Here is a 19,544-nt window from a genome sequence, read left to right as displayed (position 1 = left end):
TCCAGACAACCCTGGATGGTTGTCGGTCCCTGCGGCCATACTGCCTACGCAGCGACCGAGGGGGAGGTCAGGTGGCGAATCCGCCGAACGTGCGCGAACCGGAGACGCGGGAGCCCGCGGCCCGGTCCGCGCCGCAGCCGCGCCCCGGGGCGCTCCGGGGCCGGCCGCAGGTCCGGCGGCGGCTGCGCGCCGCCGCGACGACCGAGCCGGGGCGCCTGTGGCTCATCGGCGCGGTGGTGGCGGTGCTCGTGGTGGCCTTCGGCGGCGTCACCGCCTGGGAGGTCTCCGACCGCTCGGCCGCGGCGGGCGACGTGGTGAGCCGCAGCCAGCCGCTGAGCGCCGACGCCGCCTCCATCTACCGCTCGCTCGCGGACGCCGACACGGCGGCCGCGAGCGGCTTCCTGGCCGGCGGCCAGGAGCCGCTCGACGTGCGCAGGCGGTACGACACGGACATCGCGACCGCCTCCCGCCTCCTGGTCAAGGCGGCGGCGAACACCACGGGCTCCGCCGAGTCGGCCCGGCAGATCGCCACGCTGAACGAGCAGCTCCCGCTGTACAACGGCCTGGTCGAGCAGGCCAGGGCCAACAACCGGCAGGGCTTCCCGGTCGGCGGCGCCTATCTGCGCTACGCCAACCAGAAGATGAGCGCCAGCCTGCTGCCCGCGGCCCAGAAGCTGTACGAGGCCGAGACGGGCCGCCTCTACGACGACTACGACCAGGCCGACACCTGGCCGTACGCGGCGACCGTGCTCGGCCTGCTCGCGCTCGGCGGCCTCGTCTGGGCGCAGCGCCGCAGCTACCTGCGGACCAACCGGGTGTTCAACCACGGGCTGCTCGCCGCGACGGCCGCCTCCACGGTGGTGCTGCTCTGGCTGGTGGTCGGTCACGCGGTGGCCGTCTCCGAGCTGTCCGACTCGCGCGAGCACGGCCAGGAGTCCCTGAAGGTCCTCAACGACGCCCGGATCAGCTCGCTCCAGGCCCGCGCCAACGAGAACCTGACGCTGGTGGCCCGCGGCGCGGTGCTGACCGCCGACGGCAAGGACCTGTACGAGGCGGAGTTCACCAAGGAGATGGCGTCGCTGTCCGGCCGGCTCGGCGCCGCGCGCGGCCTCGCGGACGACGACGCGGGCAAGGCCCCGGTGGCCAAGGCCGTCGGGGACATGGAGGCGTGGCAGAAGCGCCACACGGCGGCCCGCACGACCGACGACAGCGGCGACTACGACGGCGCGCTGACCCAGGTCATCGGCGCCAAGGGCTCCACCGGCGAGTGCTTCGACCAGGTGGACAAGGAGCTGGACGCGGCGATAGCCCACGAGCAGCGCCAGTTCACCACCGCCGCCTCCGACGGGCACGGCGCCCTCACCGGCCTCCCGCTGGGCGCCGCGCTCCTGTCGGTGCTTGCGGCGGCCGGCGCGGGGGTCGGCGTCAGCCGCAGGCTCGCGGAGTACAGGTGAGCGGCATGGACAGCGGCAACGGGCCGGCGAGCAGCGGCGGATGGGCGAGAGGGGTCGCGATGAGCGGCGCGAAGAGCTCGGCGGATCCGGCCCACCCGGCCGCCCCCGGCGCCACCACCGGCACCCCGGACGGGGCCCGGCGCGCCGGGCGGCGCGGAGCGGCCCGGCTGCGCGGCTGGGGCGGGGTGGCCGGGATGGCGCTCGCCCTCGCGCTCGCGGCCGGCGCGCTCGTCCCGCTGACCCGGCACGGCGGCGAGGCCGCGGCGGCCGGCCTCGCGGGGCCGGGCACGGCGCGGGCGGTGCAGGCCAAGGCGGGCGACTGCGCGGACCCGGAGGCGAGTCTCGCCCCGTCGGGCGCGGACGGGCCGAACATCGAGGCCATCAAGCAGCGCGGCAAGCTGATCGCGGGCGTCGACCAGAACAGCTTCCGCTGGGGCTACCGCAATCCCGCCACCCGCACCCTCGAAGGCTTCGACATCGACCTGGTGAAGGCGATCGCGAAGAACATCCTGGGCGACGAGAACGCGGTGATCTACCGCGCCATCCCCACCAGCCAGCGCATCCCCGCCCTGCGCAACGGCACGGTCGACGTGGTGGTGCGCACGATGACGGTCAACTGCGCCCGCGTCCAGCAGGCGTCGTTCTCCACCGCCTACTTCGAGGCCGGCCAGCAGGTGCTCGCCCCCAAGACCTCGGCGATCACCGGCTTCGACGACTCGCTCAAGGGCAAGCGGGTGTGCGTGGCGGCGGGCTCCACCGCCTTCGACGCCCTGAAGGCGAACGCGCACGGCGCCGACTACCAGGACTTCACGGTCCCCAACCAGCTGGACTGCCTGGTCCGTCTCCAGCAGAACCTGGTGGACGCGGTCGTCACCGACAACGCGCTCGCCGCCGGCCAGGCCGCCCAGGACCCGGCGGTGCAGCTGAAGGGCAGCCCGTTCACCACCGAGTACTACGGCGTCGCCGTCAAGCTCGGCAACACCGATCTGGTGCGGCGGATCAACCAGGTCCTGGTGGACTACCGGGGCGGCGGCGACAACAGCCCCTGGATGCGGGCGTACCGCCAGTGGCTGGCCGCCGACCTGCCCGGCATAACGGGCCCGCCCGCCCCCAAGTACCGCACCGGATGAGCATGTCGAGGCCACGGCCGTACCACAGAGCGGAGAGGTGATCGATGGGCGCGGGACCCTCCCCCAGCTCCACCGGGGGACCCCCGGAGCCGGTCATGGACCGGGACGAGGTGGACCGTGCGCTGGCCCGCCTCGACGCCGAGCACGAGGCCGTCGAGACCTCGCTGCTCGCCCTCCAGGACCATGCCGGGCGCCGGCTCCTCGAAGGCGCCGGCCTGACCGGGGTCACCAAGGAGCGCTGGGCGGCCACCGAGCAGTCCATCTCGCTGCTCTGGGCGTACTTCGACGCGTACGCGGCGGCCCTCACCTCGGTGCGTGAGCTGCGCGCCCGGCGGCGCTGGCCTGGGCGCGAGGACCTGGCGGAGCTGACCGAGCGGCTGCGCGGCCCGTCCGTGACGCTGTCGGGCGCCGCCCTGCACGCCGCGCCGACCATCGCCGGCGGCCCGGCCCGGCTGACCGAGCGCTTCACCCTGGCCGAGCTGGTCGACCGGATGAACGAGCTGTACGCCCGCTCGCTCGACCTGGTGGTCGCCGCCGACGCGGTGTGGTCGGCGCTGCCCGCCCGGATAGACCTGCTGGCCGCCGAACTGCACCGCACCCGCAGCCTGGCCCACTCGGTGGGCGTGCGGCCCGGGGAGCATCCCTCGGGCGACGACCTGGAGTCGATCACGGCCGAACTGACCGCGCTGCGCGCCGAGGTGGTCTCGGACCCGCTCGCGTTCTGGGTGCCCGCGCCGGGCAGCTCGGCGCCGGGCGGCGGCCGTCCCGACACCGGGCGCTACGACCGTGCGGCGCGTGCCCTTGAGGACGTACGGCGGGAGATCGACGCCGTATTGACGGTTCGTCAGGATGCCGAGCAGCGCCTGGTGCGGCTGCGGGACGTGCTCTCACGGGCCGACCGCACCCTGGCCGAGGCCCGCTCGGCCCGCGGCGAGGTGCTCGCGAAGATCGCCGCGAGTGAGGTGCCCGCCGTGAGCGGCCCCTCCATCGCGCTCCAGGAACAGCTGGCCCTGGCCGCCGAGTACCGGCGGCACTCCCAGTGGCACCGCCTGTCCCCCCTGCTCGAATCCCTGGAACGGGAGGCGGAGGACGAACTCCTGCGCGCCCGGGAGTCGTTGACGGCGGTCACCGCGCCGCTCGCGGTCCGCGCGGAGCTGCGCGGCCGGCTCGACGCGTACAAGGCGAAGGTCGCCCGGCACGGCCTGGCCGAGGACCCGTTCCTGATCGAGCGGTACGACGCGGCCCGCCGGATGCTGTGGTCCGCGCCCTGCGACCTGCGCGTCGCCGAGGAGGCGGTGCTGCGCTACCAGCGGGCGGCGGCCGACGCACTGGTCCCGAGACAGTCCGGGCCCGTTGACCAGAGGGGGGAATCATGACCGAGAACACCCAGTGCCAGCGCCCCGGTTGCACGGGTTCGTACGAGGACATGGGCGGCGGCGAGCTGTACTGCGACACCTGCGGCCTGGCGCCCGTCGTCTCGCCGACCGGCATGGTGTCCTCACCGCCGACCGGGATCACCGGGGGCGGCCACCGCTCGGCCTCGCAGTCCTCGCGCTCCTCCGCGCGCAGTTCGCGCTCCTCACGCTCCTCGACCTCGCGCCGCTCGGTCTCCGGGCGCCTGTCGTCGCTGAGCGGCTCGGCCACCTCGCGCTCGGTCTCGGTGCGCAGTTCGGGCGCGGCGGCCAGTTCCTCGGCGCGCAGCAGACTGGGCGCCGGCCTGGTCTCGGTGCCGGAGGTGCCGCGCCCCGATCCGCGCTCGGCGGTCATGGAGCGCCCGGAGGTGCCCGAGCGCAAGCGGTTCTGCTCGCGTTCGGACTGCGGGGCGCAGGTGGGCCGTTCGCGCGGTGAGCGGCCCGGGCGCACCGAGGGCTTCTGCACCAAGTGCGGCCACCCCTACTCCTTCGTGCCGAAGCTGCACGCCGGCGACATCGTGCACGGCCAGTACGAGGTGGTGGGCTGTCTGGCGCACGGCGGCCTCGGCTGGGTCTACCTCGCGGTGGACCGCGCGGTCTCGGACCGCTGGGTGGTGCTCAAGGGCCTGCTCGACACGGGCGACCAGGACGCGATGGCGGCGGCGATCTCCGAACGGCGCTTCCTCGCCGAGATCGAGCACTCCAACATCGTGCGGATCTACAACTTCGTGGAGCACCTCGACCAGCGGACCGGCTCGCTCGACGGCTACATCGTGATGGAGTACGTCGGCGGCAAGTCGCTCAAGGAGATCGCCAACGACCGCCGCACCACCGCTGGGAAGCGCGACCCGCTGCCGGTGGAGCAGGCCTGCGCGTACGGCATCGAGGCCCTGGAGGCGCTCGGCCACCTGCACAGCCGCAACCTGCTGTACTGCGACTTCAAGGTGGACAACGCGATACAGACCGAGGACCAGCTCAAGCTGATCGACATGGGCGCGGTGCGCCGCATGGACGACGACGAGTCGGCGATCTACGGCACGGTGGGCTACCAGGCCCCCGAGGTCGCCGAGGCGGGCCCCTCGGTCGCCTCCGACCTGTACACGGTGGCCCGGACGCTCGCCGTGATGACCTTCGACTTCCAGGGCTACACCAACGTCTACGCGGACAGCCTGCCGGACCCGGACAACATCGACGTCTTCCGCCGGTACGAGTCGTTCTACCGGTTCCTGGTGCGGGCCACCGACCCGGATCCGGCGCGCAGGTTCGCCTCGGCCCAGGAGATGGCGGAGCAGCTGACGGGAGTGCTGCGCGAGGTGGTGGCGCTCCAGACGGGACGCCCGAGGCCCGCGCTCTCGACCCTGTTCGGCACCGAACTGCGCGTCACCGACGCCAAGTTGTTCGCCCCGGAGGACGGTGACGTCTCGCGGCTCGGCGCGCGGACGACCCCGGTGGGCAGACGCGCCCGCAGGGCGCTCGCGGCGGCGCCGGCGTCCGCCGCGCCCGCGCCCGCCGCCGTCCCGGCCGGCGCCCCGCCGCTGCCCGCCCTCGCGCCGCAGCCCGCCTCGCAGCCCGCCCCGGCGCCCCATCCGGCCACCCAGGGCGCCGTCCCGGTGCCGCGCGCCGGGGGCGCACCCGGCGGCGCTCCGCTGCTCGTCGCGCTCGACGCGCGTCTCACCGCGCTCGCGCTGCCCGTGCCGCACGTGGATCCGGGCGACCCCAACGCGGGGTTCCTCGCGGGTCTGATGGCCGCCGCGCCGGCCGAGCTGATCACCGCGCTGCGCTCGGCCCCGGCCCACTCCATCGAACGCAGGCTGCGGGAGCTGCGGGCCCGGCTCGACATGGACGAGCGGGTCGCGGCGGGCAAGGCACTCGACGCCCTGGAGGCCGACCACCCGGACGACTGGCGGGTGGTCTGGTACCGCGGGCTCGCCTCGCTGGCCGCCGGGGACAACGAGAACGCGGCGCTGTCGTTCGACGCGGTCTACGACGCCTTTCCCGGCGAACCCGCGCCCAAGCTCGCCCTCGGCGTGTGCGCGGAGGTGCTCGGCCAGCTCGACAACGCGGCCGAGTACTACCGCCTGGTGTGGGCGACCGACCCGAGCTTCGTCAGCGCCGCCTTCGGCCTGGCCCGGGTGCAGCTCGCCGCCGGGGACCGCACCAGCGCGGTGCGCACGCTGGAGTCGGTGCCCGAGGCCTCCATCCACTACACCGCGGCACGGGTCGCCGCGGTCCGCGCCCGGCTGCGCAGCCGGGACCCGCGGGACCCGCTCCTTGACGACCTGCTGGCGGCCGCCGCCCAGGTCGAGGCGCTCGAAGGCTTCGGTCTCGACGCGGTGCGACGTGAACAGTTGACGACCGAGGTCCTGGGCACCGCCCTGGACTGGGTACTGTCGGGGAGCACCGGGGCCGGGCGGACGAGGACCGTACTGCTCGGCAGCGACGTCGACGAGCGGGGCCTGCGCTTCGGTCTGGAACGTTCGTACCGGGTGCTCGCCCGGCTCGCTCAGCGTGGCGAGGAAAGGATCGACCTGGTGGAACGGGCCAACCGATTCCGCCCCCGGACATGGGTGTGACGATGTCGCAGACGCATCAGCTCTCCGCCTGCCCCGGCTGCGCAGAGCCGCTGGAGACGGGAGACCTGTTCTGCGGGGCCTGCGGGTACGACCTGTCGGCCGTGCCGCAGCCGCCGCTCGACCATCCGACGATCGAGATGGCGTCCCCGGCGGCAGCGCCTCCCCCGCCCCCGGCCGCCCCCGCACCACCGGCCGCCGGGGCTCCCACGGCCGCCGCGGCGGACCAACTCCCTTACGGGGTACGGACGGACGGGCCCGGGGCCGCGCCGGCCGCGGACGCGGCGGGCGAGCACGCGGCGGGCGAGTACCCGCTGCCCGCGCCCGACCCGCGGGCCGCCGAACCCGATCCGGACACCCATGTCGCCAGGCCCCCCGCACCGGGCGCCAAGGTGTGCGTGGCCTGCCGGGCCGGGCGGGTCGACGACGACGGGTACTGCGAGAACTGCGGGCACGCCCAGCCGCGCGAGCGCGACCACATGGAGCAGGAACTGGGCGCCGTGTCCGCGGTGAGCGACCGCGGACTGCGCCACCACCGCAACGAGGACTCCTTCGCGCTGTCCTCCACGGCCCTGCCCGACGGTTCGCCCGCCGTGGTGGCGATCGTCTGCGACGGGGTGTCGTCGGCGACCCGTCCCGACGAGGCGTCGGCGGCGGCAGCGAGCGCCGCCAACGAGTCGCTGCTGGCGGCGCTGCCCCAGGGCACCCACCCCCAGCAGGCCATGCACGACGCGATCCTGGCCGCCGCCGAAGCCGTCAACTCCCTTGCGGCGGACGGCACCCAGGCGCCCGGGGACGACCAGCGCCGCCACCAGAACGCCCCTGCCTGCACGCTGGTGGGGGCGGTCTCGGCGAGCGGTCTGCTCGTGGTGGGCTGGGTCGGCGACAGCCGCGCGTACTGGGTGCCGGACGACCGCGGCGCCGCCCCGGCCCGGCTCACCGAGGACGACTCGTGGGCCGCGCAGATGGTGGCGGCCCGCCTGATGAGCGAGGCCGACGCCTACGCCGACGAGCGGGCGCACGCCATCACCGGATGGCTGGGCGCCGACGCCTACGAACTCGACCCGCACACCGCCTCGTTCAAGCCGGACCGCCCGGGTGTGGTGGTGGTCTGCACGGACGGCCTGTGGAACTACGCGGAGGCCGCCGAGGAGCTGGCCCGGGTGCTGCCGCCGGACGCCGCCCAACGGCCTCTGCACAGTGCGCAGGTGCTCGTGGGGCACGCGCTCGACGGCGGCGGCCACGACAACGTAACAGTGGCGGTGCTGCCGTTCGCGGTGGAGCAGCAAGGGGCAGGATCCGCCTACGCCTAGGCCACCGTCCTCATCGCGCCACTCGCCCGACTTTCCTCACCTCAGGTCCATGGAGCCTCAAGGAGCCCTTTCGATGGCCAACTTCTCCAAGTCCACCGTGCCGCAGTTCTCCGTCGAGGTGTACCAGAACGAGTTCCTGCCCGAGGGCGGCCGCGAGGTCAACGCGATCGTCACGGTGGCCTCCACCGGCGGCGGCACCCTGGGGGGCGCCCCGTTCACGACGGCGGCACCCTCGCCGTCGCACATACCGGGGCAGACGCCCACGGCCGCCGTGGTGATCATGGTGGACTGCTCGGGCTCGATGGACTATCCGCCCACCAAGATGCGCAATGCGCGGGACGCGACGGCCGCGGCCATCGACACCCTGCGCGACGGCGTGGCCTTCGCGGTGGTGGACGGTACGCACATCGCCCGCGAGGTCTACCCGGGCAACGGCCGCCTGGCCACCGCCGACAGCGGTACGCGCGCCCAGGCCAAGCAGGCCCTGCGCAAGCTGAAAGCGGGCGGCGGCACCGCGATCGGCACCTGGCTGCGGCTGGCGGACCGGCTGCTGGCGACGGCGGACGTGCCCATCCGGCACGGCATCCTGCTGACCGACGGGCGCAACGAGCACGAGTCGCCCGAGGACCTGCGCTCGGCCCTGGCGGCCTGCGCCGGGCGGTTCACCTGCGACGCGCGCGGCGTGGGGACCGACTGGGAGGTCAAGGAGGTCACCTCGATCTCCTCCGCCCTGCTCGGCACCGCCGACATCGTCGCCGATCCGGCCAACCTGGCCGCGGACTTCACGCAGATGATGGAGAACGCGATGGGCAAGGAGGTCGCGGACGTGGCACTGCGGCTGTGGACCCCGGTCGGCGTGGAGATCAAGTTCGTCAAGCAAGTGGCGCCCACCGTCGAGGAGTTGACGGACCGGCGCACCGAGGCGGGGCCGCGCGCGGGCGACTACCCGACCGGATCGTGGGGCGACGAGTCCCGCGACTACCACGTCTGCGTCCAGGTCCCCCAGGCCAATGTCGGCCAGGAGATGCTGGCGGCCCGGGTCTCGCTGATCGTGCCCGACCGCGAGGGCGGGACGCCGCAGCTGCTGTCCCAGGGCCTGGTGCGGGCGGTGTGGACCGACGACATGGCGGCCTCCACCTCCATCAACCCGCAGGTCGCGCACTACACGGGCCAGGCCGAACTGGCACAGGTCATCCAGCAGGGCCTCGATGCCCGCAAGTCGGGCGATGTGGACGGCGCGACCGCCAAGCTCGGCCGGGCGGTGCAGCTGGCCGCCGCCTCGGGCAACGCCGATACCGCGAAACTGCTCGCGAAGGTGGTGGACGTCGTCGACGAGGCGACAGGTACTGTGCGACTGAAGGCGAAGGTCGCGGAAGCGGACGAGATGACCCTCGAAACGCGCTCCACCAAGACCGTTCGCGTCAAGAAGTAGCAAGAAGCAGCAAGAAGCAGCAAGAAGCAACGAGAGCACCACCAGAACCGAGCACCACCGAAGTGCCGCGGCCCGCCGGGCCGGACGATGAGAGGGGGAAGCGACTCCATGCCGACCTGCCCGAACGGACACCAGTCGGGTTCCGACGACTGGTGCGAGATCTGCGGCCATCGCATGGGCGCCGTGCCGCCGCCTCCCCCGCCGCCGCCCGCGTACGGCTACCCGGGCCCCGGGGACCCGAACGCCACCGCGCAGGCCGAGCTCTGCCCGCAGTGCCGCACCCCGCGCGAGCCCGGTGCGCCGTTCTGCGAGGAGTGCCGCTGGAACTTCCTCACCAACACGGCGACCTCGTACACCCCGCTGGCCCCGCAGCAGCCGATGCCGCCGCAGGGCCCCGGGCCCGGCCCGGCCCCCGGCCCCCATCAGCCGCCCGCCTTCCAGCAGGGCCCGCCGCCCGCGCCGCGCGACCCGTACGAGTACCAGAGCTCGCGGCCCTCGCAGGTCAACCGGCCCGCCGAACCGCTGGCCGCCGAGCCCTCGCGCCGCCCGGGCCCTCCCGCGCCGCCGAACGCCTTCCAGCAGCAGCCGCCGGCCCCGCCGCGGCCGTTCGACGGCGGCCAGGGTGGTCCGCCCCCGCCGCCGCCCGCCTTCCAGCAGGGCCCGCCCGCCCCGCCGCAGGTGCCTCAGGCGCAGGTGCCTCAGCCGCAGGTGCCTCAGCCGCAGGCCGAGGACGACTGGATGCTGCCGCCGCCCTCCCAGCCCGTTCCGGGCCCGAACCGCCGCCCGGCCCCGGACCGGGGCGCGGACGACTGGCCGCAGCCCGCGCCCGAGCGCGGCGCCGACGACGACTGGCCCCGGCCCACCCCGCCGCCCGCGCCCGAGCGCGGGGCGGGCGACGACTGGCCGATGCCGACGGCGCAGCCCGCACCGGACCGGGCCGGTGACGACTGGCCGCTGCCGACCGGCGGGCAGCCCGCGCCGCACGGTGCGGCCCCGCAGGCCCAGGCCCCGCAGGCTTCGGCTCCCCAGGCCCCGGCCCCGCAGGCCGCTCCCGAGCAGCACGGTGAGGAGTGGCCGCGGCCCGTCACACCGCCCGCCCCGGCGAACTGGTCCATCACCATCGGACCCGACCGGGACTACTTCCTGGCGATGATGCAGCGCAGCGGCCCGGAGGCGGCCGGGCTCAATCTGCCCGCGTACTCCCCCGAGCAGCAGCGCGCGCTGTCCGGCAACCAGATCACCATCGGCCGCCGGCGCCACTCCACCGGTGAGGCTCCCGACATCGACCTGTCGGTGCCGCCGGAGGACCCGGGCGTCTCGCACCAGCACGCGGTGCTGGTGCAGCAGCCGGACGGCACCTGGGCGGTCGTCGACCAGAACTCGACGAACGGCACCACGGTCAACGGCGCGAGCGATCCGATCCAGCCCTATGTGCCGGTGCCGCTCCAGGACGGCGACCGGGTGCACGTGGGCGCCTGGACGACGATCACGGTGCGCCGGGGCTGACCGGCGGCTCCCGCAGGGGCCAGAGGTAGGGCCCCTGCGGATCGTCGAGCCAGGCCCACTGGGCCCCGTCGTGGAGCGTCACTCCGAAGCGCTCGCGCCGGGGCCGCTGCTCGCGCCGCCACAGCGCGTGCGCCTCGTACGGGTCGAGGCTGCCGGCGGTCAGCTCCAGCAGGAACCGGAACAGTTCGTCGCTGACGCTTTCGCGCGGCAGCCCGCCGGTGCGGGGCGCGCCGCGGCCCGGCGGCCCGGAGCCGCGCAGCGGCACGAAGTAGGCGGGGGTGTGCAGGAACCGCCCCTCGGCGCGGCCGGGCCCGCTGACCCGCAGCCGGATCAGACCGGTGGCGAGCGGGGCCAGGATCAGCGCGCCGGGGCGGCACTGGTCCGGCCAGTCCGGGGGCACCGAGCCGATCGTGCAGGTCGCCACGATCCGGTCGAAGGGGGCACGCGCCGGAGCGCCGCGCGCCCCGTCCCCGGTGAGCACGGCGGGGTGGTAGCCGGTCGCGTCCAGATGGGCCCGGGCGGACTCGGTGATCTCCGGGTCGAGGTCGATGGTCGTCACACATTCCTCGCCGAGCCGGTGGCAGAGCAGCGCCGCGTTGTAGCCGGTGCCCGCGCCGACCTCCAGGACGCGGTCGCCGTCACCGAGGTCCAGCGCCTCCAGCATGCGGGCCATCAGGGAGGGCTGGCTGCTGGAGGAGACCAGCTCGCCGTCGCGCATCCGGGTGGCGAGCGGGACGTCGTCGTACACGCCGGTCAGCCAGCGCTCGCGCCGCACCGGATCGGGGTCCTCGCCCCACAGCCGTACGTGGCCGCCTGCCGCTGCGCCGTACTCGTAGAAGTAGGGCACGAACAGATGGCGCGGCACGGCGTCGAAGGCGGCCCGCAGGGCGGGGTCGGTGAGGGCTCCGCCCGCCGCGATCCGCCGTACCAGGGCCCGCCTCAGTGCCAGGTCCGTGCTCATACGTCCACTGTGCTGCGCCGGGGCCCCGGGGGCGAGTGGTCCTACGCCCCCGGTCCTCGGCCGCCGCGTCTGAGACCATGGAGGAGTGCTGCTTCGCCGGGGGACGGACCCTGGACCAGGGCGGCGTTCCGTGGCAGGCCCGACTGACATTGCGAGGGTGTTCAACGTGACCGAGATTCCGCGCGGCACGCTCCAGGAGCAGACCTTCTACGAGCAGGTCGGCGGCGAGGAGACCTTCCGGCGGCTCGTCCACCTCTTCTACCGGGGGGTCGCCGACGACCCGCTGCTGCGGCCGATGTACCCGGAGGAGGACCTGGGCCCGGCCGAGGAGCGCCTCGCCCTGTTCCTGATGCAGTACTGGGGCGGCCCGCGCACCTACAGCGACGGCCGGGGCCACCCGCGGCTGCGGATGCGGCACGCGCCGTTCACCGTCGACCGGGCCGCGCACGACGCGTGGCTGCGCCACATGCGCACGGCGGTCGACGAGCTCGGCCTGTCCCCCGAGCACGAGCAGACGCTCTGGAACTACCTGACGTACGCGGCGGCCTCGATGGTCAACTCCGAGGGCTGAACCGGCGGCGGCCCCGGCGCGGAACCCCCACGGCTGCCCATATACACCTCCGAAATCTGCCCTTGCGACCGGAATTCGGTCGTCCGTGGTCGCATTCCGATCACGATCGGGCAAGAACGGTTGGCAAGCGGTTTCCACGGCACCACACCACCTGAAAGCATCTGGACACATTTCGGGGGGGATGGCTGAAAAGCCGAGGGGGGCCGTGTGCCGGGGTTCGTCTTTCTGCGCGTGCGTGCGCACCGCCTGCTGCTCCTGGCGGCGCTGCTCGCCGTGCTGCTCACCACCTCGGTGCTGGCCGCGCTGACCGCGTTCTCCGGGTCGGTCTCCGACGCGGCGCTGCGCCACACCCTGGCCACCCGCTCCGCCGCGCCCGCCGCCCTCACCGTCAAGGCATCGATCAAGCCGGCCCAGCGGCCGGAGGCGGTCGCGGCGGTGCGCGCAGCGGCCCGCGCCACCTTCGACCAACTCCCCTTCACCCTGCGGGAGTTGAGCCAGTCCGGCCCGTACGCCCTGCCGCGCTCCCTGCAGTCGCCCGACGCCCGCGGCGGCGACCCCGACCTCACCCTGTTCGCCGCGCTCGACCGCTCCCGGGTCCGCCTGACGGCGGGCGCCTGGCCCGCCGCCCCCGCCGCGGCGCCCGGCTCCGAGATCCAGGCGGCCCTGCCCGAGTCCGCGGCCACCCTGCTGCACCTGCGTCCCGGCGCCACGCTCGCGCTCGCCGACCGCCTCGGCGGGCCGGGCCTGACCGTCCGCATCACCGGCGTCTACCGGGCGGCCGACGTGTCCGACGCGTACTGGCGGCTCGACGACCTCGGCGGCCGGGGCACCCACAAGCTCGACTTCACCACCTACGGCCCCCTGCTCACCGACGACGCGGTGCTCGCCGGCGGCCGGGTCAGCGCGGGCCGGAGCGCCTGGCTCGCCGGCGCCGACTTCTCGGGGATCGACACCGGCCGGATGGACGCGCTGCGCAGGAGCGCGAGCGAAGGCCCCAAGTCCCTCGTCAAGCAACCGGTGTTCGGGGGCAACGCCACCGCGGTCACCTCGCTGCCCGAGATCCTGGAGCGGGCCGAACGCTCCCTGCTCGTCTCGCGCTCCACGCTCCTGATCGTGGCGCTCCAACTGGTGCTGCTCGCCGGATACGCACTGCTGCTGGTCGCCCGGCTGCTCAGCAGCGAGCGGGCCGGGGAGACCGAACTCCTGCGCGCCCGGGGCGGATCCCGGCGCCAGATCACCCTGCTCGCCGCCGCCGAGGCACTGCTCCTCGCCGTGCCCGCCGCGCTGATCGCGCCGCTGCTCGCCGGTCCGTTGACCCGGCTGCTCGCCGGACAGGGCGCGCTGTCGCGGTCCGGGCTGCACCTGGACACCTCGCTCACGCTCCCGGTCTGCCTGGTCGCCGTCCTGGTGGCGCTCGGCTGCGCCGCCGCGGTGGTGGCGCCCGCCCTGGCGGCGGGCCCGCTGCGGCGCGGCGGCCGGGAGGGCGCACTGCCCGCGCCGGTGCGCGCGGGCGCCGACATCGGCCTCCTGGTGATCGCGGGCGTCGCCTACTGGCAGCTGGACCGGCAGACCTCGGGCACCGGCGCCGTCAACACCGACGCCTCGGGCGCCCTCGGCATCGACCCGCTGCTCGTGGCGGCCCCGGCGCTGGCCCTGCTCGCCGGGACCGTTCTCGTCCTGCGCCTGCTGCCGCCCGCCGCACGGCTCGCCGAACGACGGGCGGCCGGCGGGCGCGGCCTTGCGACGGCGCTCGCCGGCTGGCAGTTCAGCCGCCGGCCGCTGCGCGGGGCGGGCCCGGTGCTGCTGCTGGTCCTCGCGGTCGCGATGGGTCTGCTCACCCTCGGCCAGTCCGCGTCCTGGAACCGTTCGCAGAGCGACCAGGCCGACTTCCGCGCGGGCACCGACATCCGCGTCCTCGGCTCCACCACGAGCCCGCTCGGGCAGGCCGGTTCCTACGACGCGGTCCCGGGCGTCCGCTCGGTCGCCCCCGCCGCCCGCGGCACGATGTCGCTGAGCGCCGGGCGCTCGGGCACCGTGCTCGCGCTCGACACCCGGCACGCCGACGGCTTCCTGCTCCGCGAGGACCTCGCGGACCGCACCGGCCGCCACCTGCTCGACCTGCTCACGCCGGAGCAGAACGCCCCGGCCGGCACGGCGCTGCCCCTCGACACCGAGCGCCTCGGCCTCACGCTGCGGCTGACCGGCGGCGCCCCGGGCGGGCCGCCCGGCACGGTGACGCTCGCCCTGGAGGACCGCTTCGGTACGCAGTACCGGTTCGGCCTGGGCGAGTTGGCGTCGGACGGCCTGCCCCACACCCTGGACCTCGACCTGTCCGCCGCCGCGGGCGCCCCGATCGGCCGGCCCGCCGGGCCCCTGCTCCTGACCGGCCTCGACGTGGTGCGCACCCTGCCGGAGGGCCCGGCCGAACGGCAGGCCGTGGTGGTCGACGCGCTGCGCGCCACGGGCCCCGGCGGCCGGCAGAGCGCCGTCGCCGTGCCGCCGGCCGGCCGCTGGAGGGCGGACAGCGCGGACGCACCCGGCGAGACGAACTGGGAGACGGGCACGTCGTCGGTGATCCGCACCGTCAAGCTCACCGCGCCCCGCCCGGCCCCGCCCGCTCCGACCGCCGTCGCCGACGACCGGTTCCTCGCATCGAGCGGCAGCAAGGTCGGCGCGGTCATCGACGTGCCGGTCGGCGGACAGAGCGTCAAGGTCCGCATCGCCGGCCGGGTCACGCGGCTGCCCACCACCGGCAGCGGCTCCGTCGACGCCGGCGGTACGGTCACGGGCGCCTCGGCCACCGACGGCGGAGGCCTGCTGCTGGACCTGCGGGCCGTCAACCGCGTGCTCCAGGACGCGGGCAACGGCCTGCCCGCCACCGAGTGGTGGCTCAGCACCGAGCCGGGCCGCTCGGACGAGGCCACCGCCGTCCTGAAGAACCGCGCCGACACCGACCCCGCCCAGGTCGTCTCCCGCGCCGAGATCGCCCGCGAGCTGAGCGACGACCCGCTGGGCGCGGGCCCGCAGTCCGCGCTGGCCGCCGCCTCCCTGGTGGCGGCGGCGCTCGCGGCGGTCGGTTTCTCGGTGAGCGCGACCGGGTCGCTGCGCGAGCGCGGCCAGGAGTTCGGCGTGCTGCGCGCGCTGGGCGCCCCGCGCCGCCAGCTGGCCCGGCTGATCGCCGCCGAGCAGGGCGTCCTGATCGGGATCGCGCTCGTCGCGGGGCTCGCCCTCGGCGAAGTGCTGACCCGGGCGGTGGTCCCGCTGATCGTGCTGACCGACCAGGCCGCCCAGCCGGTGCCCCCCGTCCTGGTGGACCTGCCGGGCGCGCGGGTGGCGCTGCTGCTCGCGGGGGTCGCCGCGGTGCCGGTCCTGATCGTCGCGGCGATCGCCCTGCGCCGCACCGATCCCGCCGCCACACTCCGCACCCAGGGGGGCAACTGACATGACCGGCACGGCAGTCGCACCCTGGGTGCGCACCCGGCTGCGGACGGCGCCGGGCGCCGCGGCCGCCCTCGCCCTGCTGGTCCTGGTGACCGCGTGGCTGGCCGCCGCCTACCCGCGGGGCGTCGACGCGTACGAGGACGAGGGGCTGCGCCGCACGGTGTCGACCGCCGCGCCGGGCCGCACCGCCGTGCAGCTCAGCGCCGGAGCGCCCGGCCTCGCCCTGCCCGACGCACAGCGGGCCCCGCTGGTCTCCCCGCAGGCGATGAAGCGCCGCTTCGACACGGTGGTCGGCGCCCTGCCGCGCCCGCTCACCAGCGACCCCGCACAGTCCGTGTACGGGCTGCGCACCACCCAGAAGCTCACGTCCGACGAGCCCTATCTGGCCCGGCCCTTCCGGCTGCCGCCGCGGTTCACCGTGGCGACCCCCTCGGACCTGGCCGCGCACGCGCGTCTGGTGTCGGGCCGGCTGCCCGCCGGGCGGGCCGACCAGACGTCGGCCGAGGCGGAGGCCGCCGTCACCACCGCCACCGCCAAGACCCTGAACATCACGGCCGGTTCCGTCCTGCACGTGGACGCGCTCGGCCGTCCGCCGCTGGCGGTGCGGGTGACCGGCGTGGTGGAACCCCTGCTCCCGGAGAGCGGCTACTGGGCGGTCCTTCCGGTCCTGCGCACCCCGCAGCTGCTGCCCGCGAGCAAGGACCCCGACGCGCCGAAGTACTGGCACGGCGGTGTGCTGCTCGCCCCGGGCGCCGCGCCGGCCCTGCTCGCGACCACCGGCAAGCCCGAGATGTACGTCCAACTGGCGCCCGACACAGGCGATCTGAGTGCCCGTCAGTTCGACGGTCTCACGTCCGCGGTCGCGTCCTTGCAGAGCGGTCCCGCGCTCTCGCGGATGCGGATCCTCTTCGCGGCGTCCGCCGACGTCTACACCGAGCTCGACCGCGTGCTCCTGTCGTACCGGACGGTGCGCGACTCGATCAGCCCCGTGGTGGCGGTCGCGGGCTTCGGCACCGCGACGGTCGCCGCCGTGGTGCTGCTCATGGCGGGCGGGCTCGCGGCGTCCCGGCGCGCCGCCGAACTCGCCCTGCTGCGGGCCCGCGGCGGCTCGCTCCGCCAGATCGCCGGGCGGTTGCTCGGCGAGTGCGCGGTCGTGGTGGTCCCGGCCGCGGGCCTCGGTCTGCTGCTCGCCGTGCTGGCGGTGCCCCAGGGCCGCTTCCTGCCCGCCCTCGCGGCGGCCTGCGCCGTCGCCGCACTCGCCTGCCTGGCCCTGCCGGTGCGGGCGGCGCTCACCCACCGCACGGTCCGTTCGGCGGCCGAACGCACCGATCTGGTGCGGCAGAAGCCCTCCGCGCGTCGCACGGTGGCCGAACTGACCCTGCTCGTGCTCGCGGCGGGCGCGGTGTTCGCGCTGCGCCGCCGCGGCACCTCGGGCGCCTCCGCCGACTCGCTCGTCAGCGCCGCCCCGGTGCTGATCGGGGTGATCGCGGCGTTCGTCCTGATCCGGCTGCACCCGCTGCCGCTGCGCTGGGCGGCCCGGCCCGCCGCCCGGCTGCGCGGCACGGTCGGCTTCCTGTCCCTGGCCCGCGCCGGGCGCGCCTCGGACGGCGGGGTGCTGCCCCTGCTCGCCCTGCTCACGGCGCTGACCACGGCCGCGTTCGGCGGCTCGGTCCTGGCCGGCTCCGACGACGCGCGCGACCGGGCCGCGCTGTACGCCACGGGGACCGACGCCCGGGTGGACAGCGATCTCGCCCTGCCCGGCGACCTGGCCGCCCGGGTGGCCCGGGTGCCCGGCGTCCACGGCGTCTCCCCGGTCCACATCGAGTACTCGGTGCCGCTGCCCGGCGGCGACCGTGCCACCGTCGCGGGCGTCGACCCCGCCTCCTACGCCCGGCTGACCGCCGGCACCGCGCTCGGCATCGACGCCGCCCGGCTCACCGCGCCGCCGGGCGCCCCCGGCAAGGCCGTACTGCCCGCCATCGCCTCCCCCTCCGTCGCCCAGCGCCTGGGCAGGGGCCCGGTCGGGCTGCGAGTGGCGGGCTACGACGTGACGGTACGGGTCATCGCCACCCAGGACGGCTCGGCCGCCGTGCCGCAGAGCGACTACATCCTGGTGGACCTGGCGGGCCTCGGCGCGAAGGACCCGACGACGCTGCTCCTCGGCGGGGCCTCCATCGACGCGAAGGCGCTGCGTACGACCGCGCAGAGCGGTCACGCGGGCGTACGGCTGCGGTCCGAGGCCCGGCAGGAGTACGCCGGCTCGCCGTTGCAGACCGGCGCCGGGCACATCTACGCCGCGGCCGTCGCCGCCGGAGCGGGCCTCGCCGTGCTCGCCCTGGTCCTCTCGCTGCTGCGCGGCGCACCCGAACGCTCCGCGCTGCTGGCCCGGCTGCGCACCATGGGCCTGACCCGCCGCCAGAGCCGGGCCCTGCTCGTCCTGGAGGCCCTGCCGCAGGCCGTCCTCGCGGCGGTGGGCGGGGCGCTCACCGGCTGGGCCTCGATCGCGCTGCTCGCGCCGGGCATCGACCTCGCGGGCCTGGCCCTCGCCACCACCGCCGGGCTCGCGCCGGTCGACTCCCCCCTGCGCACGGATCCGGCGTCGCTGTGGCTGCCCGCCGGGTGCGTGGTGCTGCTCGCGGCCGGTGTGGCCGCGGCCCAGGCCTGGTGGAGCGTCCGGCGCGGAACCATCACCGAACTCAGGGCAGGAGACGCTCGATGACCACATCGCTCGAAGACCTGGAGCGCCGGGCCACGGCCCACCGCGAGCGGCCGGCCTACGGCCACGACGCGCTGATCGCCTGCGACCGCCTGGTCCGCGTCTTCACCACCGACGGCGTGGAGGTGCAGGCCCTGCAGGGTCTCGATCTCCTGGTCGCCGAGGGCGAGTTGATGGCTCTGGTGGGCGCGTCGGGCAGCGGCAAGTCGACGCTGATGAACATCCTGGCGGGCCTCGACGTGCCGACCGCCGGGGCGGCCCGGGTGGCGGGGCGCGACCTGCTCGCGATGGACGCGCGGGCCAGGCTCGGCTACCGCCGCGACGTGGTGGGCTTCGTGTGGCAGCAGACCGCCCGCAACCTGCTGCCGTATCTGACGGCAGCTCAGAACGTGGCGCTGCCCATGCAGTTGGGCAGCAGGCAGCCGCGCAGGAAGAAGGCCGAACGGGCGGACGAGCTGCTGGCGCTCCTGGAGGTCGCGCACTGCCGTGACCGCAGACCGCACCAGATGTCGGGCGGCGAGCAGCAGCGCGTCGCGATCGCGGTGGCCCTCGCCAACGGCCCCTCGGTCCTGCTCGCCGACGAGCCGACGGGCGAGCTGGACTCGGCGACGGGCGAGCAGATCTTCGCCGCGTTCCGCCGGGCCAACGAGGAGCTGGGCACGACGATCGTGATCGTCACCCACGACCAGGCGGTGGCGGGCGAGGTCCGCCGCACGGTGGCCATCCGCGACGGCCGCACCTCGACGGAGGTCCTGCGCCGCACCCAGGTGGACGCGGCGACGGGCGAGGAGTCCCTGGTGGCCCGCGAGTACGCGATGCTCGACCGCGCGGGCCGCCTCCAGTTGCCCGCGGAGTACACCCGCGCCCTGAACATGGAGCACCGGGTGGCGCTGGAACTGGAACCGGACCACATCCAAATCTGGCCGGACCAGCAGTAACTCCCTTGCGGGGGGCCGGAGTTCAGGGGGCCTGGAACCCCGGCGCCGGGGGCTTACCGGCGCTGGGCACGGCGGGCCCCGTCAGGGGCGCGGGGAACCG

General features: G+C 75.3%; 12 protein-coding genes. 11 read left to right on the top strand and 1 reads right to left on the bottom strand.

What is annotated here, in order from left to right:
• The first annotated feature begins 71 nt into the window (after positions 1-71).
• The 7 genes from ACGF3I_RS18525 (at position 72) to ACGF3I_RS18495 (ending at position 10,817) form a co-directional block, all read left to right on the top strand.
• Positions 72-1,454 (top strand): hypothetical protein, encoded by a 1,383-nt coding sequence (locus ACGF3I_RS18525; protein ID WP_393133271.1) that lies wholly within the window; start codon positions 72-74, stop codon positions 1,452-1,454.
• Between the two features lie 59 nt (positions 1,455-1,513).
• On the top strand, positions 1,514-2,584 hold the full coding sequence (locus ACGF3I_RS18520) for a glutamate ABC transporter substrate-binding protein (protein ID WP_393133269.1): 1,071 nt from the start codon (positions 1,514-1,516) through the stop codon (positions 2,582-2,584).
• Between the two features lie 95 nt (positions 2,585-2,679).
• Complete coding sequence (locus tag ACGF3I_RS18515; protein WP_393133267.1) at positions 2,680-3,960, top strand: hypothetical protein; 1,281 nt, start codon at positions 2,680-2,682, stop codon at positions 3,958-3,960.
• On the top strand, positions 3,957-6,569 hold the full coding sequence (locus tag ACGF3I_RS18510) for a tetratricopeptide repeat protein (RefSeq protein WP_393133265.1): 2,613 nt from the start codon (positions 3,957-3,959) through the stop codon (positions 6,567-6,569). The genes ACGF3I_RS18515 and ACGF3I_RS18510 overlap by 4 nt, the downstream gene beginning before the upstream one ends.
• On the top strand, positions 6,566-7,879 hold the full coding sequence (locus ACGF3I_RS18505; RefSeq protein ID WP_393133514.1) for a PP2C family serine/threonine-protein phosphatase: 1,314 nt from the start codon (positions 6,566-6,568) through the stop codon (positions 7,877-7,879). Before ACGF3I_RS18510 ends, ACGF3I_RS18505 begins: the two co-directional genes overlap by 4 nt.
• 73 nt (positions 7,880-7,952) lie before the next feature.
• Positions 7,953-9,311, top strand: coding sequence for a VWA domain-containing protein (locus tag ACGF3I_RS18500; protein WP_393133263.1), 1,359 nt, complete (start codon positions 7,953-7,955; stop codon positions 9,309-9,311).
• Positions 9,312-9,419: 108 nt separating this feature from the next.
• Positions 9,420-10,817, top strand: coding sequence for an FHA domain-containing protein (locus tag ACGF3I_RS18495; RefSeq protein WP_393133261.1), 1,398 nt, complete (start codon positions 9,420-9,422; stop codon positions 10,815-10,817).
• On the opposite strand, the gene ACGF3I_RS18490 is transcribed toward ACGF3I_RS18495, so the two are convergent.
• Complete coding sequence (locus ACGF3I_RS18490) at positions 10,798-11,778, bottom strand: methyltransferase domain-containing protein (RefSeq protein ID WP_393133259.1); 981 nt, start codon at positions 11,776-11,778, stop codon at positions 10,798-10,800. The genes ACGF3I_RS18495 and ACGF3I_RS18490 overlap by 20 nt on opposite strands.
• A 166-nt stretch (positions 11,779-11,944) precedes the next feature.
• On the opposite strand from ACGF3I_RS18490, the gene ACGF3I_RS18485 reads away from it, so the two are divergent.
• The 4 genes from ACGF3I_RS18485 (at position 11,945) to ACGF3I_RS18470 (ending at position 19,444) form a co-directional block, all read left to right on the top strand.
• Positions 11,945-12,349, top strand: coding sequence for a globin (locus tag ACGF3I_RS18485; RefSeq protein ID WP_393133257.1), 405 nt, complete (start codon positions 11,945-11,947; stop codon positions 12,347-12,349).
• Between the two features lie 207 nt (positions 12,350-12,556).
• Positions 12,557-15,790, top strand: a complete 3,234-nt coding sequence (locus ACGF3I_RS18480) for an FtsX-like permease family protein (protein ID WP_393133255.1) — start codon at positions 12,557-12,559, stop codon at positions 15,788-15,790.
• 1 nt (position 15,791) lies between these two features.
• Complete coding sequence (locus ACGF3I_RS18475; RefSeq protein ID WP_393133253.1) at positions 15,792-18,509, top strand: FtsX-like permease family protein; 2,718 nt, start codon at positions 15,792-15,794, stop codon at positions 18,507-18,509.
• Positions 18,506-19,444, top strand: coding sequence for an ABC transporter ATP-binding protein (locus ACGF3I_RS18470; protein ID WP_393133251.1), 939 nt, complete (start codon positions 18,506-18,508; stop codon positions 19,442-19,444). Before ACGF3I_RS18475 ends, ACGF3I_RS18470 begins: the two co-directional genes overlap by 4 nt.
• The last annotated feature ends 100 nt before the right edge of the window (positions 19,445-19,544 follow it).

The organism is Streptomyces sp. NPDC048111 (assembly GCF_043202815.1).
Classification (GTDB): Bacteria; Actinomycetota; Actinomycetes; order Streptomycetales; family Streptomycetaceae; genus Streptomyces.
Note: the sequence above shows the minus strand (reverse complement) of the source record. Positions and strands in the feature narration are given on the sequence as shown.